The sequence below is a fragment of the Bacillus oleivorans genome, assembly GCF_900207585.1.
GTDB classification, from domain to species: Bacteria; Bacillota; Bacilli; order Bacillales; family JC228; genus Bacillus_BF; species Bacillus_BF oleivorans.
This window is the reverse complement of record NZ_OAOP01000001.1, coordinates 41709-66974: the sequence shown is the minus strand read 5'-3', so window position 1 is coordinate 66974 and position 25266 is coordinate 41709. Positions and strand designations below refer to the sequence as shown.

At 38.9% G+C, this 25266-nt stretch carries 23 protein-coding genes and 1 pseudogene; 3 read left to right on the top strand and 21 right to left on the bottom strand.

The features are described from left to right. Positions 1 to 17 precede the first annotated feature (17 nt). The 11 genes from CRO56_RS00305 to CRO56_RS00255 all read right to left on the bottom strand — a co-directional run bounded on the left by CRO56_RS00305 (position 18) and on the right by CRO56_RS00255 (position 12945). Positions 18 to 710 (bottom strand): N-acetylmannosamine-6-phosphate 2-epimerase, encoded by a 693-nt coding sequence (locus CRO56_RS00305; protein WP_097156607.1) that lies wholly within the window; start codon positions 708 to 710, stop codon positions 18 to 20. Then, positions 707 to 2251, bottom strand: a complete 1545-nt coding sequence (locus tag CRO56_RS00300) for a PTS transporter subunit EIIC (RefSeq protein WP_097156606.1) — start codon at positions 2249 to 2251, stop codon at positions 707 to 709. Before CRO56_RS00300 ends, CRO56_RS00305 begins: the two co-directional genes overlap by 4 nt. 586 nt (positions 2252 to 2837) lie before the next feature. Then, positions 2838 to 3509: a YdeI/OmpD-associated family protein gene (locus CRO56_RS00295; RefSeq protein ID WP_097156605.1), complete on the bottom strand. Its 672-nt coding sequence runs from the start codon at positions 3507 to 3509 to the stop codon at positions 2838 to 2840. Between the two features lie 79 nt (positions 3510 to 3588). Beyond that, positions 3589 to 4578, bottom strand: coding sequence for a spermidine synthase (locus tag CRO56_RS00290; RefSeq protein ID WP_097156604.1), 990 nt, complete (start codon positions 4576 to 4578; stop codon positions 3589 to 3591). Positions 4579 to 4763: 185 nt separating this feature from the next. Then, positions 4764 to 5297, bottom strand: a complete 534-nt coding sequence (locus tag CRO56_RS00285; protein WP_097156603.1) for a histidine phosphatase family protein — start codon at positions 5295 to 5297, stop codon at positions 4764 to 4766. Positions 5298 to 5527: 230 nt separating this feature from the next. Next, positions 5528 to 6592: a M14 family zinc carboxypeptidase gene (locus CRO56_RS00280; protein WP_097156602.1), complete on the bottom strand. Its 1065-nt coding sequence runs from the start codon at positions 6590 to 6592 to the stop codon at positions 5528 to 5530. Between the two features lie 541 nt (positions 6593 to 7133). Beyond that, a complete protein-coding gene (locus tag CRO56_RS00275) occupies positions 7134 to 8531 on the bottom strand; it encodes an NAD-dependent malic enzyme (RefSeq protein WP_097156601.1) in 1398 nt (465 codons plus the stop codon). A gap of 24 nt (positions 8532 to 8555) precedes the next feature. Beyond that, positions 8556 to 10070, bottom strand: coding sequence for a malate:quinone oxidoreductase (locus tag CRO56_RS00270; RefSeq protein ID WP_097156600.1), 1515 nt, complete (start codon positions 10068 to 10070; stop codon positions 8556 to 8558). Positions 10071 to 10535: 465 nt separating this feature from the next. Further along, positions 10536 to 11168 (bottom strand): copper homeostasis protein CutC, encoded by a 633-nt coding sequence (locus tag CRO56_RS00265; protein ID WP_097156599.1) that lies wholly within the window; start codon positions 11166 to 11168, stop codon positions 10536 to 10538. 67 nt (positions 11169 to 11235) lie between these two features. Next, positions 11236 to 12273 carry an asparaginase gene (locus CRO56_RS00260; protein WP_097156598.1) on the bottom strand — a complete coding sequence of 346 codons (1038 nt, stop codon included), beginning with the start codon at positions 12271 to 12273 and terminating at the stop codon, positions 11236 to 11238. Positions 12274 to 12420: 147 nt separating this feature from the next. After that, positions 12421 to 12945, bottom strand: coding sequence for a hypothetical protein (locus CRO56_RS00255; RefSeq protein WP_097156597.1), 525 nt, complete (start codon positions 12943 to 12945; stop codon positions 12421 to 12423). A 368-nt stretch (positions 12946 to 13313) separates the two neighbouring features. On the opposite strand from CRO56_RS00255, the pseudogene CRO56_RS23350 reads away from it, so the two are divergent. The 3 genes and pseudogenes from CRO56_RS23350 to CRO56_RS00245 form a co-directional block, all read left to right on the top strand. Then, positions 13314 to 13640 (top strand): annotated as a pseudogene (locus CRO56_RS23350) (ArsR/SmtB family transcription factor); the annotation flags it as partial. Continuing rightward, on the top strand, positions 13641 to 14039 hold the full coding sequence (locus tag CRO56_RS23140; RefSeq protein WP_245855557.1) for an SRPBCC family protein: 399 nt from the start codon (positions 13641 to 13643) through the stop codon (positions 14037 to 14039). It abuts the pseudogene before it with no gap. A gap of 40 nt (positions 14040 to 14079) precedes the next feature. After that, positions 14080 to 14448, top strand: a complete 369-nt coding sequence (locus CRO56_RS00245; RefSeq protein WP_097156595.1) for a DoxX family protein — start codon at positions 14080 to 14082, stop codon at positions 14446 to 14448. 230 nt (positions 14449 to 14678) lie between these two features. On the opposite strand, the gene CRO56_RS00240 is transcribed toward CRO56_RS00245, so the two are convergent. The 10 genes from CRO56_RS00240 to yycF form a co-directional block, all read right to left on the bottom strand. After that, positions 14679 to 15338, bottom strand: a complete 660-nt coding sequence (locus CRO56_RS00240) for a Type 1 glutamine amidotransferase-like domain-containing protein (protein ID WP_097156594.1) — start codon at positions 15336 to 15338, stop codon at positions 14679 to 14681. Positions 15339 to 15977: 639 nt separating this feature from the next. Next, the gene (locus CRO56_RS00235; RefSeq protein ID WP_097156593.1) at positions 15978 to 16847 is read right to left on the bottom strand and encodes an AraC family transcriptional regulator; all 870 of its coding nucleotides are present in this window, start codon (positions 16845 to 16847) and stop codon (positions 15978 to 15980) included. Positions 16848 to 17037: 190 nt separating this feature from the next. Beyond that, positions 17038 to 17517 (bottom strand): 23S rRNA (pseudouridine(1915)-N(3))-methyltransferase RlmH, encoded by a 480-nt coding sequence (rlmH, locus tag CRO56_RS00230; protein WP_097156592.1) that lies wholly within the window; start codon positions 17515 to 17517, stop codon positions 17038 to 17040. A 56-nt stretch (positions 17518 to 17573) separates the two neighbouring features. Then, positions 17574 to 17768, bottom strand: coding sequence for a CxxH/CxxC protein (locus CRO56_RS00225; RefSeq protein WP_097156591.1), 195 nt, complete (start codon positions 17766 to 17768; stop codon positions 17574 to 17576). Between the two features lie 209 nt (positions 17769 to 17977). Next, positions 17978 to 19186: a S1C family serine protease gene (locus tag CRO56_RS00220; protein WP_097156590.1), complete on the bottom strand. Its 1209-nt coding sequence runs from the start codon at positions 19184 to 19186 to the stop codon at positions 17978 to 17980. Between the two features lie 420 nt (positions 19187 to 19606). Next, positions 19607 to 20401 (bottom strand): MBL fold metallo-hydrolase, encoded by a 795-nt coding sequence (locus CRO56_RS00215; RefSeq protein ID WP_097156589.1) that lies wholly within the window; start codon positions 20399 to 20401, stop codon positions 19607 to 19609. 5 nt (positions 20402 to 20406) lie between these two features. Then, positions 20407 to 21195: a two-component system regulatory protein YycI gene (locus CRO56_RS00210; RefSeq protein ID WP_179714122.1), complete on the bottom strand. Its 789-nt coding sequence runs from the start codon at positions 21193 to 21195 to the stop codon at positions 20407 to 20409. Beyond that, on the bottom strand, positions 21182 to 22522 hold the full coding sequence (locus CRO56_RS00205) for a YycH family regulatory protein (protein ID WP_097156587.1): 1341 nt from the start codon (positions 22520 to 22522) through the stop codon (positions 21182 to 21184). The genes CRO56_RS00210 and CRO56_RS00205 overlap by 14 nt, the downstream gene beginning before the upstream one ends. Beyond that, on the bottom strand, positions 22519 to 24339 hold the full coding sequence (gene walK / locus CRO56_RS00200) for a cell wall metabolism sensor histidine kinase WalK (protein WP_097156586.1): 1821 nt from the start codon (positions 24337 to 24339) through the stop codon (positions 22519 to 22521). The genes CRO56_RS00205 and walK overlap by 4 nt, the downstream gene beginning before the upstream one ends. A 9-nt stretch (positions 24340 to 24348) precedes the next feature. Next, complete coding sequence (gene yycF, locus CRO56_RS00195) at positions 24349 to 25059, bottom strand: response regulator YycF (protein WP_097156585.1); 711 nt, start codon at positions 25057 to 25059, stop codon at positions 24349 to 24351. Positions 25060 to 25266 lie beyond the last annotated feature (207 nt).

Sequence of the window (25266 nt, the reverse complement as noted above, 5' to 3'; positions counted from 1 at the left end):
TGTATATGAAAAATACATTAGCTATGCTCTTTAATAGCATCCACAAAGGTTTTCGTAATTAATTGCGGACGTGTAATGGCACTTCCAACCACTACAAAATCGGCTCCATTTTGCAGTGCCTTTGCCGCTTTTTCAGGTGTATCAATTTTACCTTCCGCAATTACAGGCTTCGATACAGCTGCCTTGATTTCCTTTAAAAGTGCGAATTCTTCATTCGCAATATTATTTCCTTCTGTTTCATCGGTATAGCCCACGAGAGTAGTAGAGATGCAATCAAAGCCTAACGCTTCAGCCCGAACTGCGTCTTCAAGTGATGAAATATCAGCCATTAATGCTACCTCTGGCCGCTTTTGTTTAGCATAGCGGACAATATCTTCAAGCTTTTCATTATTAGGGCGTTTACGGCTCGTCGCATCCATCGCGATAATTTCTACATCTGCATTCAATAATGCGTCTACTTCCTTAATCGTCGGGGTGATGTAAATATGGCTGTCATTATAATCTTGTTTAATAATCCCGATGATAGGGAGATTGACTTGTTTTTGAATAGCTTTGATATCTGCGACTGAGTTGGCCCGAATACCCTTTGCACCTCCCTGCATCGCGGCTAAAGCCATTTTCCCCATAATCTCCGGGGAGTGCAGCGGTTCATCCTCCAACGCCTGACAAGACACAATCAGTTGTTTGTCCAGTTGTTCAAATATCCTCATTCTTTTTTATCTCCTAACGCTTCCTCAACTTGATTTTTAATCGTGGTTACTTCAGGACCATAAATAACCTGAACTCCTGTACCGCTTGCTACCACACCTTTTGCTCCTGTTTTCATCAAATCATCCTTCTTCACAAGATCTGCTTCATGAACACTTACACGCAGACGGGTTGCACAGGCATCTACATCTTTAATGTTTGCTTCTCCACCCAGTCCGTTAATTATAGCTACAGCTCTTTCTGATTTTGTGTATGACACTGATTCAGCCTCTTCAATCTCACGCCCAGGTGTTTTATAATCAAACTTCTTTATCATAAACCTAAAAGTGAAATAGTAAAGGAAAAACCATGGGACCCCAATAATTGGGACCATAATCCAGTTTGTTTTATCAATCCCTTGCAGGACACCGAATAAAAGGAAATCTATAAAACCACCGGAAAAGGTTTGCCCGATTGTTATTTCAAAAATATGAGCCATCATAAAAGCAAGACCATCATAAAAGGCATGGATTACATACAAAATTGGGGCAATAAATAAAAAGGAAAATTCGATAGGTTCTGTAATGCCTGTAAGAAATGAGGTTAATCCTGCTGAAAGCATTAGGCCGGCAACCTTCTTTTTATTTTCCGGTTTAGCTGTATGATACATCGCTAAGCAGGCACCAAGAAGACCAAACATCATCGTAATATGTCTTCCGGCCATAAAACGGGCGGTTCCAATGTAGAATTGCTCTACATCGGCCTGAGCCAGCTGGGCAAAGAAGATCCGTTGGGTTCCTTCTACCAGGTTCCCGTCAATAATCATGGATCCGCCAAGACTTGTTGTCCAAAAAGGAATATAAAAAATATGATGCAAACCAAATGGACCTAACATACGTAAAACAAATCCATAGATTAATGTTCCGATATAGCCTGTAGCCTCTACAAGCCCGCCTAAAGAAAAGATCCCTGACTGTATAATTGGCCAAATATAATAAAGAACAATACCTAATAAGATCGATGCAAATGAAGTAACAATCGGAATAAACCTAGATCCCCCAAAAAATCCAAGGAACCGCGGCAATTCGATTTTATTGTATCTCTGATGAAGAAAGTAAGTCATTAAACCTAAAACAACCCCGCCAAATACACCTGTTTCTAGTGTTTGAATACCAAGGATTGTACCTTGTCCGACTTGAGCCAGATTCTCTTGGGCCAGGTTCCCCGTTATATTCAGCATAGCATTAATAGTTGCATTCATAACCAGGTAACCTAGTACAGCTGCTAAGGCTGCTGTTCCTTTATCAGACCTTGCAAGTCCGATCGCAACCCCAACTGCGAAGATAATTGCTAAATTGGCAAAAATAATGTTTCCCGCTGAAGACATAACTAAAAAGATCGCTTGAAGAGACGGCTGATTCAAAAATGGATAGGCCTGAATCGTTGCCGGATTACTGAAGGCTCCGCCGATTCCCAGCAACAATCCAGCGGCTGGGAGCACGGCAATCGGAAGCATAAAGGATTTCCCAAATCGTTGTGCCTGCTCAAAGAAAGCATTTTTCATTTGCTTCACCTCTCGTTATTTATTTAAGGCTGTTTTCGCATACTTTGTTGTTTTTTAATGGAGGCACACATGTCCGTTCCATTTCGCTCCAGACACAAGATTCCCCGGGGAGGTGGCCTGAGCCTCCTCGGCTTTTCCTGCGGGGTCTAGAGGCTCACTCTTCTTCCCAGGACAAGGAAGGCTTCGGCAGCATAAGCATCGCACGAAGAAAATGCGAATGCATTTTATGAGGAGTCAAGTGTCTTCCACTCCATTCCACTTCAGTTCAAAAAATATATTCAAGTAGCAACAATCCTTGCGAAAACAGCCTTATTTAATTACCGCCATATGGTTTAGTCCCAAAACTTTAAAAAGAACTCAGCTTATAATAGTTCAATTGGCAGTGAAATTATGTTTTCTATTTAGCATATACTCTCCTATTTAGTTTGATTCATTTGGCACAGTCATATCGTTTGTGACTTATACTTGATGCCATTTTTTATAAAATGGCCAGTTTTAACACTGAACCAGACATAATAAAAAGGAGAAGTTTTCTCATACAAGAAACTTCTCCTTTTTTGTTTTCAAATCAAACCCAATGTATATCTTATGAATGATCCCTGCGATAAAGATCGCGGCTCTTGTAACCGGCAGCCAGTATTATTTTCATTTCCTCACGGCGTTTGGCTCTAGTTTCTTCCTGCTTGGCACTATACACAAACCTGGCCCAATCTTTCCGGTAACCTGGAGAAAGTAATTGATAGATGGCTAGCTGTTCAGGTGTATCTTCGAGGTCTTTTTCAATTTGCGGAATAAGCTCGATATAATCATCTACGCACTGACTTGCTTTTGTGGATGTCTGATGTTTGCTTTTGGCATCCTCCTTGAGACCAACAACTGTAAATACATCATCTAACCCTACCATCCGGGCAAATTTAACGTTGCTAGACCCAATATATCCATTTGCATCTGCGCCCAAACCACCTAATAATTCATCACGATGAATAAACGTAGGATATACTTTATTGCCCTTTTTTGGATAGGCCAAATAAATATAGCCATTTTTGTTTAGGATATTTTTTTCAATTATCCGATCAACTAATGCCTTTAAGGACTTTAGATCTAACACAAAGGCAAAAATAAGATCGTACGAACTGCTGGTAAGGTCTGTATCATAATCTTCTAGTTCCGCTAAATAATCTGTACCTTCAGGTAGATTTAGTACTGCTGCCTTTTCATATTTTTGTAGGTTTAGCTTTTCAGCAATAGATTTTTCCATCATTGTCACCTGTTTTACTTTTATTTTTAGTATCTATTATTGTAAAAGTTCCTTTGGCAGCTTGCAAATTTTTAGTTAATTAATCATCCCAATCATCAACAATTTCGGCAAGAGCTAGATTACTATCTGTTTGAATTTTATTATTTGACCAGTATTTATTATAGTTATAAGGAATATAGAACATATCCTGAACTCTCGCTTTTGATAGGTAACGTGTAGGAATACGAATGGTTATTTCATCTGGAAAAATGGGGCGGTTTGTTGCCATACAAAACCCGTAGTCATCTTCATATTCTGAGATTACATCGAAATGATAAGGCAAGACATGAAATCCTGCTGCTGTTAAGGTGGCATGTACACTCCAGAGGTAATCAGGTATATAGGCTAACGAAGGACAAGAGATATTAACCACGCCATCTGGTTCCAATCTTTCTTTTAAAAGCTTAAAAAATTCCAAACTGAAGAGCCGGCTTAGTTCCGGACATTCCCCGCTCGGTTCAGGAATATCTATGAAAATGGCATCCCATTTCTCATGATTTTCTTCAACAAATTTTCGTCCGTCTTCTATCACCGTTTTTACTTTGGGGTGATTCAATGAACCTTTATTAAATTTAACGAGCGGTTCCAAATTTTTACCAAAATCCATCATAATTTCGTCTATATCTACTGTCGTGATCTTATTTACTTCTGGATACTTAAGAGCTTCTCTTGTTGTAATTCCCCCACCGCCGCCAATTATCAGAATGGACTCCCGTTTACCCGCAGCTGCCATTGGTACATGTATTAATGCTTCAGCATATATTTCATCGTCTTCAGTTGTTCCAAACATTACATCTCCATTCGAATATATAAGCAGTTCATCTTGATGTTTAACAAGGGCGATTCGTTGTGTCGGTGTTTTTACCCGTTTGATAATTTGGTATTCACCATCAGGCTCCTCTTCTTCTGATACATATTCGCGAATAGAAGGTTTACCCCAAATTCGCCAATAAAACCACCCTAAAGCTTCAATAAGAAGTATAATACCGGCACCTGCACCAATCCATATAAGTTGGGTTACATCAATCATTTTTTTGCCTCCTTTTTATCCACATATCAATATTGTTATGTTTTGGAATCTCGAAATGACTGAGTAAATCTCCCTTAATTTTTGGCACAGTTTAAAAATGGTCTCCCTTAATTTAATCGTAATCAATCTATAAATGGACATATTAACACTACTGGTTTGCCTCTGGAATAAAAAAATACTGAAAATCACCCCCAATCTGATAAAGATAATTTATCGAAGATTTCATAGCCTTTTCCTTGTCCCTTAGGCCAAACAATTACTGTTCCCATATGTGGGATTTGCCCAAGCCCAATACCCTTTGGAAAACTGTGAGCGATAATAACCTGATTGCTTCCATATGGGGGTTTAATTTCTAACACGGTACGAAGGGAGTCTAAGATTCTTTTTTGTTCTATATTTGACAAGTTTCTGTTCAACTTATAAATTTCAATCCAAAAGGGATCCATTTGCACATTTGTACTGCCGAATGCCAATTGGGCCGTTTCTTTTGTTCTGCAAAAAGGACTCGCTACAATTGGGTAACTGATAGGAATTTGCAAATTACGGAGAGCAGCTCCGTAGTAAAGAGCCTGTCTCCTTCCCCTATCTGAAAGATTTCTTTGGGTAAAGCACGAATCGAAATTTAAATAAGGCTGATCTTCTCCCAGTGTTGCTTCCCCGTGCCTAGCATATAATCTAAATCCACCTTTTCTAAGTAAATCAAGGATTAATCTCCTCAATTCCAATTTCTCCTTCCACGGTACACTTGCCTATATTACTGATAATGTATGAAAGACAGCCGTGAACGGTTAGCCAATATATTTAATAACTGATTATATAAGTGAATCAATTCGATTACTTCTATAGTCAAAAACCTCTACCCAAATTTGGATAGAGGTTTTTGACTTTTGAAAAATATATAACCAGCTTCAACAGTTTTTTTGCCGCTATAGAAACAGAATGCAAGATGTTATTCACTATCTTCTTCACCTGGTCTTGTTGTTTGCGTCGGAAGAGTATCCCAGAAGCTTGTATCAGCATTTTCAATTGATCCATCTGCAATGGCTCTTACCGTTGTGTCTAATGTAATAATCGTTTGCTTAATCAAATACCCATTACTTTTTTGACCTAGGGCGTATGACTCGATATAGTGATCAGACATTCCGCGCATTTCAAAAAGAAGGGTTGAAATATCATAACGAACCGCAGCTCCATTACGCCCAATATTGGCACCACTTCCGCCATTATATTTACCTATGTGGCCCCAACCCGTATTTTCAAGTGCGTTATACACTACAGCCCCAAGCTTTTTAGATCCTTCTAAAACTTCTGGTTTTACTGCGGAATTCGTTGGATATAGGATGGATCCAGAAACAAGTTCACCCTCCGTTTCGTTCATTGCTCCTTGATGGTGTAAATCAATCATGTAATCAATATCGTATTTTGCAAACACATTTTCATGCAATGCTTTTACTTCAACTTCCATATCCTCAACAGCTTTATCATGTTCCCGGTTTAAGTCAACTTCATTTGCATTATAACGGGTAAGATGGCGATCCCCGTCTGCTAAGTAGTCATCAAGCGAAAAATTAACATCACCCATGGCACCGTCTGCATTCAGCATTGGAAGAACAAGTATGTTTACATTTTCCAAAACACCTTTTGTTTTGTTGGTACCTAAGTGTTTGATAAATTCTAGAGCTCCTTCAGTTGTAAGCTGTTCGTTTCCATGCTGCTGAGTTAGAAATAAAATAGTTGGATTTTCTGGATTAGAGATGTATTTTGCTAGATAAATATCTCGTCCTTTAACAGTCTGTCCAATGACTTCAAGCTCCATCGCGTCTTGCTTTGCATCTTGAGTTTTGAGGTAGTCTGCCATGCTTTCATAAGTATGCAGGATTGATGTTTGGATGGAACCATGGCCAGGTTCTGGACCATTTCCAACAGCACCCGCTGGAAGAGTTACAGCGGTAAGAGTCCCTAATGCGATTAAACTAGATAAAGAAACAGCTAAGATTTTTTTTCTCAAACTCATCAACATATCCCTCCACCTTATTTTTTGCTTGCTCCTATTTTATAGGTTATTTTTGATAGCTTTAATAGAGTATTCGAGCTATTCATTAGACATATTTCGAGTAATGAAATATATGAAAATAGACATATATATTTCGTTTTATAGCAGTCAAACAGGTAGTCGGTTATAAGATTTCGTTGGGATTAATGTTTAATAATGGTATTTCTTCATTCCATAGGTCATGCTTACCAATCGCAATCTATTAAAACTAACATTTCAATCAGAAAAATAGGTAGTTTTACATGGACCAGATTGGTATCAATTGTCGTATACCTTCGAAAATTGCTGTTTAAATGAGACTACAGAATGATATCGAGCCCCAAAACATGTGTCAGTATTACTATTAAAATACCAAGTAGCTATTAGATTTGGCGTAATCCGGATGATTCTCCTTTCCGATTGTTATCCAAATTCAAACACCAAAAAACCCTAACTCTACAAAAGAATTAGGGTTAAATAAACAAATAAAAAGGATTGATTAAATTAAGGAAAGAGATGACCTCTATCTAAAATCTTTGGGGATACGACGGGATACCCCTGTTAAAATAGCTGTTTGTATAACAGCATGTCGTACTTTTGAAACGACTTGCTCGTTAAAAATACTCGGAATAATATAGTGCTCGTTCAATTCTTTATCCGTTACGACCGCAGCAATCGCACGAGCTGCAGCAAGCTTCATAGGCTCATTAATATGAGTTGCCCGACAATCGAGAGCTCCACGATAAATGCCAGGGAATGCTAGAACGTTATTAATTTGGTTTGGGTAATCACTGCGTCCTGTTGCAAATACTCTAACATGTTCAAGAGCTTCTTCTGGGGAAATCTCGGGATTAGGGTTAGCCATCGCAAAAACGATTGGATCTTCTGCCATTTTCTGAACGTCTTCAGCCGACAAAACACCGCCCCTTGATACGCCGATAAAAACATCTGCATCTTTAATAACGTCTCTTAATGTTCCTTGCTGCTTTTCAACTTGATCTTGTTCGGCGAGCCATTGCCACATTGGATAAGGATAGGTTCCGCCATTAATGATTGCTCCATCACGGTCCACGGGAACAAGGCGCTTTACACCCGCATTGATAAGCATTTTACAAATGGCAACGCCGGCTGCTCCGATTCCATTCACAACCACACGAACGTTTTCAATTTTTTTACCGACAACTTTTAAAGCATTTAAAAGACCTGCAACGACAACCACAGCGGTTCCATGCTGATCATCATGAAAAACCGGAATATCTAATTCTTCACTCAAACGCTGTTCAATTTCGAAACAGCGTGGTGAACTGATATCTTCTAAATTAATCCCGCCAAAAATAGGCGCTATATTTTTTATTGTTTGAATGATCTCCTCTGTATCCTGTGTATCCAAACAAATTGGAAAGGCATCGACATCCGCTAATTGTTTAAATAACATAGCTTTACCTTCCATGACTGGAGCCGATGCTAGCGGTCCTATATTTCCAAGACCGAGTACGGCACTCCCGTCTGAGATAACGGCGACAGTATTCCTTTTAATCGTCAGAGAATAGGCTTTCCGCGGATCTTCAGAAATAGCGGAACATACACGAGCAACGCCTGGAGTGTAAACCCTTGATAAATCATCTCTATTTTTAATAGGTATCTTTGTTTTCGTCGATATTTTTCCGCCTAAATGCGCGAGAAATGTTCGATCTGAAACGTTAATTACTTTAACACCTGGGATTGCTTTCAGATGATCAAGAACCCGTTCCTCCTCTATATCCCTTACTTCAATTGTGATGTCGCGTACTGAAGATTCCCCGCTAGAGCTAATCACATCAATTGATACAATATCTCCCCCTGCTTTTGCGATAACAGAAGCGACTTCACCAAACGAAATATTTTTTAATTCAACTCGAGCTACTAAATTATTGTAAGCCATTGTTTCTCTCCTTTTAGCCATTCGTTATGCGAGGTTAACATGTTTTTTATCATTATTATCCGCTAATCCAAGCGCCTGTGCTGTTAAAGTATGAATTTCTTGGAAAAGCTCTGGGTTTTCCGCTAGTGACACGCCATAGGAAGGAATCATTTCTTTAATTTTTGGTTCCCACGCTTTAAGATGTTGCGGGAAACATTTTTTGATTACTTCAAGCATGACGTGAACGGCAGTAGAAGCACCCGGAGAAGCGCCAAGCAATGCAGCAACCGAGCCATCACTGCTACTTACAACCTCTGTACCAAATTGAAGTGTTCCTTTACCGCCGGCCTCAGTATCTTTGATAACTTGCACACGTTGGCCCGCTATCACTATATCCCAATCCTCACCTTTAGCGTTCGGAATAAACTCGCGTAATTCTTCAATACGTTGTTCTTTTGATAACATAAGTTGTTGGATGAGGTATTTTGTTAATGGAATGTTTTTTGCACCTGCCGCTAACATAGTCAAGACATTATTCGGTTTTATAGAACCTATCAAATCAAAATTTGAACCATTTTTTAAGAATTTTGGTGAGAAGCCGGCAAACGGTCCAAACAATAACGTTTTTTTGTTATCAATATATCTTGAATCAAGATGCGGCACAGACATTGGAGGAGCACCAACTGCAGCTTTGCCGTATACTTTTGCATGATGCTGCGCAATAACCTCTGGATTGTTACATACCAGGAATAGTCCGCTTACTGGGAATCCTCCAATATGCTTACTTTCAGGAATACCAGTTTTTTGCAGCAAAGGCAGACTTCCGCCTCCGCCACCGATAAAGACGAATTTTGCAGTATGACGTTGGACAGAACCGCTATCAAGATTTTTTACTTTCAATTCCCAGAAGCCGTCGCTGGTACGTTTAATATCATCAACTTGATGTTTGTAGTTGATATCGACGTTTTGATTCTTTAAGTGGTCAAACAACATGCGTGTTAAAGCACCAAAGTTGACATCCGTTCCAGAGTCAATTTTTGTTGCAGCTATCGCTTCATTCGATGTACGGCCTTCCATAATAAGCGGAATCCATTTCTTTAGTTTTTCAAGGTCATCAGAAAATTCCATCCCTTGAAACAATGGAATGTTTGACAGCGCTTCAAAACGTTTTTTCAAAAACGCTACATTTTCTTCCCCTTGTACTAGACTCATATGGGGCAGTGGCATGATAAAATCTTGCGGATTACGAATCAGATTGCTGTTTACAAGATAAGACCAAAACTGCTTTGAGACCTGAAACTGTTCATTAATTTTTATCGCTTTGCTAATATTTATGGATCCGTCCGGTTTTTCTGGGGTGTAGTTAAGCTCGCACAGTGCAGAATGCCCTGTTCCTGCATTATTCCATTCGTTAGAGCTTTCTTCTCCTGCTTTGTCGAGCTTCTCAAACACTGTAATGTTCCAGTCCGGTGCTAATTCTTTAAGCAGTGTCCCCAAAGTTGCACTCATGATTCCGGCACCAATTAAGATAACGTCTGTTGTAGCATATCTGTTGCTCATTATTGCTCATCCTTATCCCTAAGATTTGCAGAAAGGATGCAGGCGCTCCTGCTTAAGTATCAGAAAGCCATGGAGCGACATAGTCACACACCTTTTCTGTATCAATTATAACCTATTAATAGTTTATCAAATTATTTATATTTTGATAGTTAAAAGCTACTTTCTGGTAAAAAGAGAAAGACCTTCCACATGGCCCTAGGAATAAGCACAAACCGAGGTCTTAGACCCAGTTTCTTGCTAGGGTTAATGCCTTGGTTTGCCGTTACAAATGAACCGCTATCCTTCTTCGTTGCACTGTATGGTTTTATTTTCTTCATAGATTCTTATATACGATTATCTAGTAAACTCCAAATCCATGACTAATATCCACTATAGCTATATTAAATACAAAAACCGAGGGTAAATAAATTCCTCGACGTTTTTTAGAATTTAATAAAAAAGCTCCCTTTCTTATGAGCTGGTATTTTAGCCGACTATTTTTGTCCCATGAGCTTCGTTTATATTTAATGCTTTGGCTACGAATGGCAGATTTTTATAAGTAATTCCGCCACCAGGGAGGATAACAATTCTGCCCGCCGCATAGTCTATATATTCCTTCAATCTGGGAAGGTTATGCTCAATTGGGGAATCCATAGGGCCTCCATGGGTTAAGATTCGATGTACTCTGTGTTTTGCGAGCCAATCAATCGCATTAAACTGATATTCAGGTTTTATATGGTCAAACCCCATGTGAAAGGTAACCTCTAACCCTTTTGCCAATTCTAATAGGGTGACCATAGCCATCTCATCAATCCAGCCAGTATTATTTAAACAGCCCAGCACTACTCCATCTGTACCTAACCGTTTTAGATGGATAAGATCATGCTTCATCATTTCAATTTCTTCAATACTATAAATAAAATTGCCACCTCTTGGCCTTATCATGGCCATGACCTTAATATTTTTACTTTGGCAATATTCAATAGTCTTTTTTGCAACACCGTGACTTACCGTTGTACCCCCGACAGCAAGATTGTCACAAAGCTCAATACGGCCTGCTCCTCTTGCAATCACATCGGGAATCATCGTAAAATTCTCCACACAGACTTCTTTAAGCATAAACATCCACCTTACAATTATGTTCAACTGCAAAACCTTGTTTTGTTACTAGCTAACCCCTAATGTATCAAATCCGATATATTTCTGAAGTCGTATTTTGCATTCCAGTTAATATAAACTTTTCGTTAATCTTCCCCACTTCTGCCCCTGCATCATTCTTAAAAATTGATGGTTTTAAAGCTCGTAAACTAGCTATCGTTTGTTTGTTTTCATAGCTAATTTGCTCGAGAATGCCAGCTATAATCACAGGCCAGACATCCTCTGATCCATTTAACACTTTTAAAGCAAAGCCAGCCCTTTCTTTCTTTAAACCGAAGCAATATACCCCCTGTGCTCCTCCTTTTGCTACGATATTTTGATCCTGAAGCAGGACGGAACAAATAAAGTCCTCTGAAGCAACGATACGTGGATGTTCATTCATGATATTAATCATTTGCGTCACAGCTTTTTGCAAGAATGGATCTTTAATCAAATCTGGACATGCTAATTTTAAATACGTTAGCGCCATATTCTTTAGTGGAATTGCAAAAACAGGAACGCCACAACCATCTATTCCAATCTTTATCTCAGAGAGAGGCAATTCCGCCAGCTCCGAAAGCAATTTCAATATTTGTTGCTGAAGAGGGTGATCCACTTCCCAATATCCTTCGACCGGGAATCCAAATTCACGGCAAACCGTCACAAACCCCATATGTTTTCCTGCACAGTTATGGTATAGCCTTCTCTTCTCCAAATTTTTTCGAAGCATTTCTTCCTTTGGCTTAACATTTAAGGGATAGGAATAAGGACAAAACAATTCATCTTCACGGACAGGTAATTTCTGTAACATTGATTCAAGGGCAGCGATATGATAGGATTCTCCTCGGTGAGAAGCTGTAAACAAAGCAGCTTCTTCATTCGTTAGTCCATATTTCGTTATACAATTTGATAAAAATACAGGCAGCGCCTGGATGGGTTTAGCTGCAGACCGATAATACGTGTAATGATCAGAATCCCCTGCATAGTAAATCGTTTCTATTTTTTCATTTACCCCGCAAATCATACCGGTATGAACATTTTCAACTATGCCTGCTCTGGTTTCTTCAACTAAGGTCACCGCGTTCATGTTTCTACATCTCCTCTTCATAAAATCTTCTCTACATCTAAAAGCTAAGCAGTAATCCACTTATTTTTGTAAAAAGTAAACATCTCACTTATTTATGATAAGGTTCTCTGGATTGTATGAAAATAAGGTTCTTCTTTTTTTGGAGGTCTATCTTTGTACCTTGGTTTTAAATTCCTCGTAACTCTGTTTAAATTCTTCTTCAGTTACAGCATGAAACAACAGTTTTTCATCAGTGGTCCAAAATGACAAGTCAAAACTAGCGGCAGACTCATGAAAGTTTCCTTCCAGCTTGGTTGATATTCCGTCTACAGTGGTGTACCACTGCAGTATAATTCCGTCTGTAATACCGTTCAAAACATACCTAGTTTCTTTGTACGGGTTGTTTTCATTCACCGTTTTTTCCATCATAAGTAGAGAGCCTGTTAATTCGCCTTCGAGTAGTGCCTCATCGATTTTCAGGAACAGCAGGAATGACCCGTTCTCCCGTGAGTAAAGATATCCGTAAACACTAGTAAGATCGGAAAAAAATTTATTTAATCGGTCTTGTTCTATTTTTTCCGACTGATCGATGGCATTTTCCAGCTCTTGTTGTAGAACACTTACCCACCAAAATGCTACACCAATCAGCACCCCGATTAACAGTGCCACTCCCAAATATTTTATTTTCTCCATTTTGTTTCCCTCTCCTAAGATCAATTTAAGCCAGAAAACAAAATCTATCTATCTTTATTATGTAGGTCGAGAAGATTTTAGATTTGTAAAATTATCTTTGACAACAATGTACCATAGTTTGGTTTTACAATATTATTAATTTCGAACTAACTCAGTTAAAAATACGTACAAATCAACCGACTACATTTGTTTACGGGGTATGTAGTCGGTTTTTTTATGTCTAAAATATGTCTAAACAATTTTTTTCAAAAAAATACGGTAAATTCAGAAAATTAACTTGACATGACACTAAATGGTGTCTTATTATTGGAGTATGATTTATGACACTAAATGGTGTCCTTTCATACTAAGACTAGGAGGAGGGAGTATTGAAAAAGAAAGATGAAGCAAGAGATGTTTATGATGCTGTTGCCGATCCAACACGGCGCGAGTTGATTAACATCTTGGCAAAAGTGGAAGAATTGCCTCTCTATGAGTTAACCGATCAGTTTCAAATGGGTCGCACAGCAGTTTCCAAACATTTGGCAATCCTAAAAGATGCAGGTATTGTCATAAGTCGAAAAGTCGGAAGGGAAACACGGTATCGACTCAATGCAGAACCGCTTCAGGAAATTCAAGATTGGGTAACGTATTATACAAAATTTTGGAATGAAAAAAAGTTACTTTTGGAGAAATTGTTAGAGGAGGAAGATAAGATGCCTACAGTTTCATTGGATTTTCAATTTACCAGTTCAATCGAGCGTGTATGGTTAGCCTTAACGGATTCTAAGATGCTCGCGAAATGGGTAATGGAAAATGATTTTAAACCGGTCGTTGGCCATAAATTTCAGTTTCGGACCGAACCGAATAAATTTTGGGATGGAATTGTCAATTCTGAAGTGCTCGTTGTCGATCAACCAACTAAGCTTTCTTATACTTGGGAAACCGGTGGGGAAAATACAATGGTCACATGGACACTGAAAGAAGTGGAAGGAACCACCCATATGCATCTCGAACAAACTGGATTTGAAAATGAGGGTAATGAATACAACGGAGCGAAACTTGGTTGGGTGAAAATGGGTAAACAGCTGGAAAAGCTACTAGCAAAACAGTAACACAGGTTTTAACTACTGAAAATAAAAGGAGGAAATAAAAATGGAAATACTTTCAATTGTTCTTCAATCTTTACTTGTCTTATATTTTCTTTTTTCAGGGGTTAGCAAGACTATAGGAGTTAAGTATTGGGTCGACATCTTCAATGAAATTAAACTTCCACAATGGTTTCGTGCCGTCACGGGTGTCGGACAATTAGTCGGAGCTGTCGTACTCATCATCGGCTATTGGGTTCCAGAAGCTGTTGTATGGGCTGGTGTCTGGCTCGGCATCAATATGATCGTTGCGTGTCTTGCCCATGTGAGAGTCAAAGATCCGATTGGTAAAACGATGCCAGCCGTCGTGTTTTTGGCGATCATCACTGTTTTAGTAATCATTAATGCAGACGTTTTGGTTGGTTCCCTTTCTTAAGAGGATTATTAGACTTCGACTATTAGGTAAGTGGATGGACCTATCCAATCTGATATTTGACCTCCGAGTACATCACTGTTAGGTTGTCACCGAACAAGTCGATCAAGCATCAACAAAATCGAAGTCTTCTATTCTCCGCCATTGGTACTTGAACGGAATCCCGATGAATACCTCAACATTGATTTGAAGTACTCGGTGCATTCGCCCAAGAAGCTAGCAGCATAGTAAGATCATGGCGTAAACAGTTTCCAATGCCCTTCGGATACAATTTCGACCGCTCCATCGATCACTTTGATGGCGGTTTGATCATCCATTGCATACGCCGGCCCCTGCATCCCTGCGGCCCATCTCTCAGCAGCAGCCATCGTGTTATACGGCAGCATCCCCAGGTGCGGAAACATTGCAAAATCGACCAAACCCAGCGTTTCATCACCACCGTTGGGTGGAGTCCAGCCAACGAAGTATTCTCCGATGTTAGGCGCCATCACCATGCTCCCAGCACTCATTCCCACATAGACTGTACGCAGCGACGGCAAGAGGTCTGCTAGTCCGGATTGCCGCATCCAGTGGCACAGGTAAAGGGCGTCGCCGCCCGCCACCAGCAGGACGTCCGTCTCCCGGACCAGCGGCACCCAGCGGTCTTCGTCGATGCTTGGCAGCGCTGTGAGCTCCAGCACGCCGACGGACTTCCAACCCAGGTCGACCATGTGATCGGAATTACCGCTGATGAACTGCCAGGCTTTGATGCCGGGGCCGACCCAGGGGTGTCCGTACAGCGCAGTGGGAATGCAGAGGGCGCTAGACTCGGCAATCGGTTTGTCCAGCATGTCAACCAACGCGTCATGTATGCTTTTGTTATTGATGCCTGCAGATGTAAGCAGAAATTTCATAACTCATCTCCTCATCTTTGTGTGGTAACTTGTAATTCTTCAGACTTTTCAAATGTGGTTGCAGACGTCTATTGGGACAGCTTAAGCTGGTACAAGAGCCCAACTGACCCGATATTGTTGTCGGTCTTATTAAGACTCTTTATCGTTATGGTTATAAAGCTGCATGCTGTATCTTAATGTTTACATCAGGGCTTAGCAAGGGTCAAGAGAAAAATCTAAATAGATTTGTAGTTTTCATAAGGCAAAGTGGACTATTACGTTATCCTTCCGGCTTTTGATAGTAAGAAAATCAGTAGCCTTATTACAACAGTCAAAGATCTGAAAGAATAATTGAATTTGTTATGGTATCATAAAGAATATGAGTTTCCTGGCACTTTCCGCCCTTCTATTTTTCAACCTTTGACATCAATACCACACATTCTACATGTGTCAAGCGCTGAAAATTTATCCATTCATTTGCTAACTAAACATTTTAGCTTCCACATTCAATTTGATTTTCTGCTTTACCACTATTTGTGATACGGTTCACCGTGACCTTTCTAAATGAGGTTTTATACCTATGGCCCTTTATTCTGTGTGAAGTAATCTGAACACCAGATCATCCCCTCGAAAACAACTCTTATACCTTCAGTTTTATAACTAACGCTTACTTTTTTCCTTTATTGGCATCCAAACTTCGCTATATACATTTTCATAAGTACCACCATGCTTTGTAAAAGAAATTCCAGGCAGGCCGGCTATTTCATAACCTGAAGAAGGCAGCCATTCCGAATAAGTTTTTGCGGTCGTTTCTTGAAGGGTAACAGGAAATGGTCCTTGATTAGGGAAAATTGCCCATAAACTTTCTTCAATCGAAATTTGTTCTAAATCATTGAATGGATTTTCTTTAGTAGTGGCAAAACCAATCATATGAGTTAAGTGGCCTTTTTCTTCCAAGAAACCATCATCATAATCATAGGATACATTCAAGACTTGATAAGGATATAAATCAGCTAATTGATGCATTTCATTTCTTTGCTGTTCGGTAATAGACTGGGCTAGTTCTAAGATAGCATTATTTATACCTTCGAATTGAATTGGCACTCTTTTTGATACACCTACTATATTAAACTTCTCTTTCTTTTCAATTTTGAATTCCATTGATATTCCTCCTTTTATATCTATAAAGAATGTATATTTGGGAAATGATTTTTGAATTTTATTTTTCGTTACTTCTGAAGGTAAGAAGCCACACCATTCACGAAAGGCTCTTGAAAATCCTTCGATTGATTGATAGCCATATTTATAGGCAACATCTGTCACCTTCGCACCGTTTATTAATTCAACATTCGCTACTGATAATCTCCTGTTTTTGATATACTCATTCAATGACATTCCAGCCATATACGAAAACATTCTTTTAAAGTGATAATCAGATAGCCCGACAATTTTTGATATTTCTTTTCCAGAGATTTCTTTCGTTAAATTCCTTTCGATGTAATCCATTAATTGATTGAATTCTTGTAACATTTCCATCCCTCCTTACAGTTACATCATATTGTAATCATAGATTTTTCACTCGATATTTTTTATACGGATTTTATCGGATTAAGATCAAAAACAGCTTAGAAATTTTACTAAGCTGTTTTTAAAATTACCTGTGTATTAGACATAACATCTAACTTCTCTGCGATGGATATATTTAAATAAAAAACCTCATTTACTTATGATACGGTTCACCTCTATTAATGCGAAACGCACGGTAAATCTGTTCAACTAGAATTAACCGCATCAGCTGATGGGGGAATGTCATACGCGAAAAGGAAATGGCTTCATCCGCCCGTTGCATAACATCGGTACTTAATCCTAATGATCCGCCTATGATAAAGGTAATTTTACTTTTTCCATATGTAGCAAGCTGATCGAGTTTGGCTGCAAATTTTTCTGATGAGGGCGTATCTCCTTCTATGGCTAGAGCAATGACGTATTCTTCGTCTTTAATTTTTGCCAGGAGTCGTTCCCCTTCTTTAACTTTGACGATTTCCTCTTCCTTGGGACTCAAATTTTCTGGGGCCTTTTCATCCGGAACTTCGACAATCTCCACTTTGGCATAGCCCGACATGCGTTTGACATATTCCTCGATTCCTTGCTTTAGATATTTTTCTTTTAATTTTCCAACCGACAAAATTGTGATATTCACAGGTTTTCCTCACTTTACAAACAAGATATCCACAGAAGTTATCCACATATACACATTTATTGTCCACATATTGTGTCAGAATGAGTGTTCCCCACAACATATATCGCTGGATTTTGACAATATTCACAGCCTGTTGATAGTTCATTTTTGCCTTCAACTTTGTTTAAACTCGGCGGCTCTCCCGTTTCGTCCACTATATCATCTAATGCCAGATCAACATGCTCTAAACAGCAGTATATCAACGATTTCATTAAATCTTTCCCTCACTTTTTTACTGTTTTTTATACTTTAGTTTTTTAACTTTTTGTACTTATTAAGTATTTGTGGCTGCCTCGATAATATTAGCCAAAAACAGTTTTCCACAATTTCATCCACGTATACTATCATAACCGATTACATTAACTTGTCCACAATATATAAAAAAGGTGTGGATTTATAATCATCCACACCTTTTGATTCATTAAATACTTCCTCTTGCGAGTTTGAGAACCACTTCTTGTCTTTCACCGTTCCTGTAGAAGGTTACCTCCATTTGGTCCCCAACTTCTTTTTCATTATATAAATGTTTTCTTAATTCAAGGATATTGGTTACAGGTTCACCGTCTAAAGCAACAATCACGTCAAGCTCTTGTAAACCAGCCAGAGCAGCGGGAGAATTCGGCACAACTCCTGCAACAAATACACCTTTCGTCACATCTTCTGGCAATTGAAGAGTTTCTCTTTGGTGATAAGTGGAGACAGAGCTGACATCTCCCCCAATTGTGATACCCATAGAAGGCCGCTGTACTTCACCAAAACGTTCTAAATCTTCAATAATAGGAACCGCATCATTAATGGGAATCGATAAGCCAATTCCTTCGACAGCATTTTGGGCAATTTTCATGGAATTAATGCCCACAACTTGACCATTAATGTTGACAAGCGCCCCTCCAGAGTTCCCTGGATTAATGGCTGCATCGGTTTGGAGAACCTCTGCCTGCCAATCTACTGAACCATTTTGGTCGATATCAATCGGTATCGCTCTTTCTAATCCAGAGATGATTCCTTGTGTGACTGAGCCTGAGAATTGAAGCCCCAGAGGATTCCCAATTGCAATAACTGGCTCCCCAGGAGTCAGCGCATCGGAATCACCAAATTCAGCAACCGTTCTAACATGCTCTGCTGGAATTTCTATGACGGCCAGATCTGTCCAAATATCAGAGCCCCTAATCTCACCAGGGGCCTTTGTGCCATCTGCTAATGTAATTTCTACTTGATCGGCACCCTCGATAACATGGTGGTTCGTCACGATATAGGCTACATCATCAGCTCTTTTATATACAACACCTGATCCTGTTCCCGCTTCCGCCTGCTGATTCCAAAAATTATTCGCCTGAATATTAGTGACACCTACAACGGCGCCTTGTGCTTTTTCAACGGCTGCAGTTACCTGTGTCGTAACATCTACTGATACATTTTGCTGTATTGGAGCTTCTCCTTCGATACCAGCTGCATTTTCTGTCTCGGTCTCTGGATCGTACGGGAGAACGTTATAATTGATAAGGGCAGGTACCGCAATAATCACTAATAATGCCCCAAGTACAATACCGACTAGACTTGAGAGCAAGTATCCTTTATTCCCCTTCTGATTTTTGGGTGGCTGTTCGTAGTCTTGATCATAGTATCCCAAACCAACATCATCCTTTCGCATACCAATTCTTTTTCTTTTTCGGGTAAAAACTAGAGTTTTGTTTCACTTTTGTCTTTACTGATATGTACAGAAAGGTTTTTATTCTACTTATCCTACCTATTATTGCGCTCTCCCGTACTTTTTATACACTATACATACAAAGCTCCTCTTTATATTATAGTACGACAAACAAAAAGTATGGTTTCAGAACACTTGTAAATACAAATACATTTAATTGTAATAACCTAAAGAAAACTTGGCTAGCGCCAAGCCTTTAGGCGCCGGCGATTGCCTAGTTGCACTTATACTTTATTCCTAAAAATTTTAGCTGCGTCGAATTTGCTACTTTGCTAAAATTTTATACTTTCTTAAAGTGTAAAAAAAGAATGAAACTAATATTTAGCTTCATTCCCAAACTTTTTAAACAGCCACTAGTGAAGTAGCGGTTTTTGGATCTGTATCATAAAGATCAAAGCCTTCACCTACTAGGATTCCCTTGCTTTGTAAAGTTTGTGAGACTGACATTCTGGCCAGTTCTTTCATGTTGTTATCCTGACTTAAATGAGCAAGGTAAATTCGCTTTGTCCGATCTCCCATTACTTCACTCATGGCAATGGCTGCATCTTCGTTTGAGACATGACCAACATCACTTAATATTCTCCGTTTAACACTCCATGGATATCTTCCCATTCGCAGCATGTGCACATCATGATTACTTTCGAATATGTATGCATCTGCATTATGAATAATACTCTTCATCCGCTCACTAACATATCCAGTATCGGTAATTATCACCAATTTTTTTCCTTTGTAATGAAATTCATAAAACATGGGTTCAGCCGCGTCATGGGATACTCCAAAAGACTGAATGTCGAGTCCGCCAAAGGAATGAACGGCTTCCATCCGAAATATATTCTTTTGATCGATTGCAAGATCACCGATATGACTTTCCATTGCCTGCCACGTTTTTTCATTGGCATAAATAGGGAGCTGGTATTTTCTTGCCAGTACTCCCAAACCTTTAATATGATCGGAGTGTTCATGTGTCACAAGAATCCCTGATAAATCTTTAGGGCTTCGATCGATTTGTTTAAATAGGTCCTCCATTTGTTTCCCGCTCACCCCTGCATCGACAAGAAAGCGATGCTGATCTGTTTCTATATAAGTTGCATTCCCCTTGCTCCCGCTTGCCAAAACACTAAAAAACAAAGACATCGTTGTCACTCCGTTATCGTATTAAGATCATTCATTTCAATAATGGTTCCTTCAATTGCATTAACGAAATATTTCTGATCTTCATTTACTTGAAAATACCAAGTTGGTGCGAGTACCTGAGACGGCAGCTGAACAAGAGTATAGTATCCGAGCTCAATATCATTCACAGTGCTGCCTGGTCTAATCTTTCCATTTGAATGTAGAGTTTCTAATGCTTTCATCGGTTCAAGAATTCCTTGTTCCCCATATTCTTCAAACGAATCAAACATAGTTTGTGTGTATCCGGTAATTTCATTGTTTTGGTTTATATAAAATGTTATTCTTCCGCTCTGATTATTATATAAGGTAAATTCTTTATAAGTTTGGTAATAAACAATAGTACGGGTATCCTCATCGTATTTCCATAACCGATATTGATCTCCATATAATACAGCTGCCTCTAAAAGTGGCTTCATATTATCGGGAGTCACTTCAAAATCAAGGGGAATCGGTTCATCTAATGTTGAAGTGATTTCAATACCCTCTTTTACAACAACCTGCTGGTTTGTCAATGACAATAACTCTTCTTCCGAAAACTCCTTAGAATCGGCATTAATAAGAAACTGATTTTTCCCGATTTCCGTTGGGACATTTTCTACAACAATTTCATTTTCTTCTAATTTTTCCTCAAAAGATGCTTCATTCAAAAAAGGAAGTTTTTCACTGTCTTGTTTTTCCCTTAGCCAAAACAGCAAGAAAATATCCAGAATCAAGAAGGCTATTATAAAAATAGTCTTTATTCTACTCCAGTCCACGCTTTTCCCCTCCTTGATCATCAAAAGTAATCGATAACCAATTTCCTGCATGTTTGTAAAACCAAGTTGGTTCTAATGTTATTACAGGGTTTTGCGAGTCCTGGACAAATTTATAACCAAGTCTTAAAGCCTGAAGGTTTTTTGCATCTAATTGCTGAAGAAGTTTTTCAATGACAAAATCTCCAGGCGGCAAGTTTGCTTCTGCCGTTTCATGCTCTAGACGCAGATGACTTTTTAATGCAAAGTAGGGGCGATTGTACTGATAGATTCCTTCATCCCCCCAAACAATGTCAATCGTTGTTTGTCCTTTTTCATTGTATACTGGATATCCTTGATGATAAAGTCTAAACGAAACTTTATTTTCAAAAGGGGACCAGCTGTCATAAATAAATTGATCCGTCCAGCCTTTATGCTCATTAATAAAATCAATACCTCTCTGATGTAAATCAGGTATTGAAATAGTAGAGTCCGGCTCGTTGGCTGGATCTACATAAGACAACGTATTACTAAAGTAATTAACACTCATTAAACTTAAGCCATCGTTATATTCTTCTCCTCCGGTTACAAACCTTTTTGAAACATTATTAGGTTTGCTGAAAAGGGCATCTCTAAAAAGATTGGTATCTACGTAGTCAGATACAAATTTATAGCTGTACATTCTGACTTCATTATTTTCGTTGACCGGATAGTAAATCCGGTGGGTTTCATCCACATCATAATACGTATAGACAGGGAACCCTTGAGGGATTTGATAATAGTTTGTTTGGAATTCCTTAACGGCTGCCCCGCTAGCATTGGTTTCATAAATTCTTCTCTCATCGGCAAAGTATGTAATAAAATAAACAGGCAAATTATTCCCGTCAAAGTTGCCCATATCGAGAACTATACGATCAAAATTTCCGTTCGGTACATACTTCTCCGAGAATCCTTGAATACGGCTAAATAATTGTAATGGGACATTATCATCAAAAATGAATTCTACACTGCCATTCCCATGAACTAAGTTAAGAACATTATCCCCTTGCATTAATGATGTAATATCTGTCGTTTCAGAGAAATTCCACTCTTTGATATTCTCATACATCTCCGTTATTTTTCCGATATTTCCTGTTCCATAAGTTACTCCACTGCGGTGAAATAAGACCTGTGTTGGTACAATAACTTCCCCCGCCTTATGCTCTTCCGCTATCTCAACAGAGCCTATTAATTCATCAGGGGCGATAACGCCATTACTTGGCTGATAAATCCATTGAAAATAAGTGAGAACCAGACTAATGCCGACAAGAATAGATAAGATTATTGATTTAATTTTTTCTATATTCTTCATGCCCAATCATCCTCATCTGTCCGTTCATAAGGTAATGTAATAAAGATAGTGGTTCCCACTTCATCCTTACTTTCAGCCCATATTTTCCCTCCATGAGCCTCTACCATTTCCTTGGCAATGGCCAGTCCTAGCCCCGTTCCTCCTAATTTTCTAGATCTTGCCTTGTCTACCCGATAGAAACGGTCGAAAATTTTATTTACTTGATCCTTTGGAATACCTACTCCTTGATCTGACACACTAATTTTAATCTGATCAGATTCTTCTTCCAGTCTAAATGTAATATTTCCTCCTTCGGGGGAATACTTCAATGCGTTGGAAATAACATTATCGAGGACTTGTGTCATTTTATCTTCATCTATTTCCACAAAAACAGCTTTAGAGGGTAATTCCCTTGTAAAGGTCACATGCTGTTCTTTGATAATATCAAACCGGTCAATAATACGATTGAAGAAAATAGTAAAGTCAACAATCTCTTTACTAAAACGGTAGTCTTTGCTGTCCATTTTCGATAATTGGAGCAAGTCATTGACAAGTCGGATCATTCGTTCTGTTTCTGTTTGTGTAACCTCTAAAAAGCGCGGTGCAATTTCTTCATCCTTCCATGCTCCGTCCGATAAAGCCTCTAAATAACTTCTCATGGAAGTTAATGGTGTCCTTAGCTCGTGGGAAACATTAGCGACAAACTCACGGCGTTCCATTTCTATTTTTTCCTGTTCGGTAATATCATGTAAAACAGCAATTAAACCATTTACCAATCCAGTATCCTTTTGAATCACTGAAAAATTAGCTCTTAAAATATATGGTTTATGAGTAGTACTATAATCTAAAATAACCGATTCCTGCTCGTTGATCAGATCTTCAAACGTATACTTATCTTCAATACCAAGCAGGGTTGTTATTTGTTGTGAAAGAGCTGTTTCACGTGAAACATTTAATAAACCTATCGCAGATTCATTAATTAAGATAATTCTGCCCCTGCGATCCGTTGCAATAACACCATCTGTCATATAAGCAAGAACAGAGGCTAGTTTTCGTCTCTCCCCCTCTGTTGATGCTTGTGCTTCCTGAAGTCGTTTCGTCAGATTATTAAAGGTTAATGCAAGCTGTCCGATTTCATCTAACCCATATACTTTAACTTTCCTTGAGAAGTTACCTTTTGCCATTGCAAGCGCCTGTCGTCTCATATCGGAGATTGGCCGTGAAATTGCTTGAGCCAGCAATATTCCTAAAACAACGGAAATTGTCAGTGCAATGATTGTACCATTGGCAAAGACATCATTAATTTCCTGCAGCTGATTGAATACTGATTCAATATCAGCCATTAAATATATCGTTCCAAGGATTTCGCCTTTTGCCTCGATTGGATTGGCGACGATCCAAACTCTTCTTCCTGTGTCGTCTCTAAAAATATCATTTTCAGCAATCCCTACTACTAGGGACCTTTTGACTTGCGCGTTGGTTGTTCTTTGACCGACTATGTTCTGATTCTCTGCCTTAGAAGTACCAATAATACGCTGATTAATATTAATAACCTGTACTTCTAAAATATCTTCACTGGAATATCCTCTTAAAATATCATATACATCTTTCTCTAAGGTGGGATCATCGTCATCCCGTTCTTTTAGCATTGCTTCCTCGATACTATATGAAAGGAGATTTACCCGGTCACTAATCGAGTTCTGAAAGTTCTCTTTGAATTGAATTTCAAGCTGCCGCGAAAAGTATACACCAATGATTTGCATCGCGATTAAAATGAGGAGGATATAAACCAGTACAAATTTTAGGTGTATTGATTGAAAAAAACTGACCTTTTTCATAAAAACGAATTACTCCTGATCTGGATTTCGCAAGTAATAACCGACACCTCGTCTTGTTACAATCCAAGTTGGATGACTTGGGTTATCCTCAATTTTCTCCCGTAATCTCCGTACTGTAACATCGACCGTTCTGACATCCCCATAATAATCATAGCCCCATACGGTTTGGAGCAAATGTTCCCGCGTCATGACTTGTCCAATATGTTTGGCTAAATAATGAAGCAACTCAAACTCACGGTGTGTTAATTCGATGGTTTCCCCTCTTTTTGAAACGACATAGGCGTCAGGATGAATCGTAAGGACTCCAACTTCAATCTCCCTGTTTTCATCCTGTTCATCTGCCTGGCTTGCCACATGCTGTTGTCTTCTAATATTGGCTTTAACTCTGGCAATCAGCTCTCTTGTGCTAAAAGGCTTTGTAACGTAATCATCTGCCCCAAGTTCTAGCCCCAGAACTTTATCAATTTCTGAGTCTTTTGCAGTCAGCATGATAATAGGAATTTCGTGTTTTTTCCTAATTTCTCTGCACACTTCCATGCCATCTTTCCCAGGAAGCATAATATCTAACAGAATCAAATCTGGCACTACTTCTTCAACTAATTTAATGGCCTCATTGCCATCATAGGCACTGTAGACCTCATACCCCTCTTTTTTAAGGTTAAACTGTAAAATATCTGCAATTGGTTTTTCATCATCAACAACTAATATTTTCTTTTCCATACCTATTCTCCTTTCAAAGAGAATCTTTATTGGATTCTTTGTAATTGAACTTTTTATTTTTTACTTTATCACGGATTTTGGTTTGTTTCATCTGTAAACCTTTTTCTTCTCCGGGTAAGAAGCTCCTAGACTAAATAATTCGATTATTATTGCTTATTATCCTTTAAAAAGGGAAGGGTCATGTACCAAAATTATCTATCGGAAAGA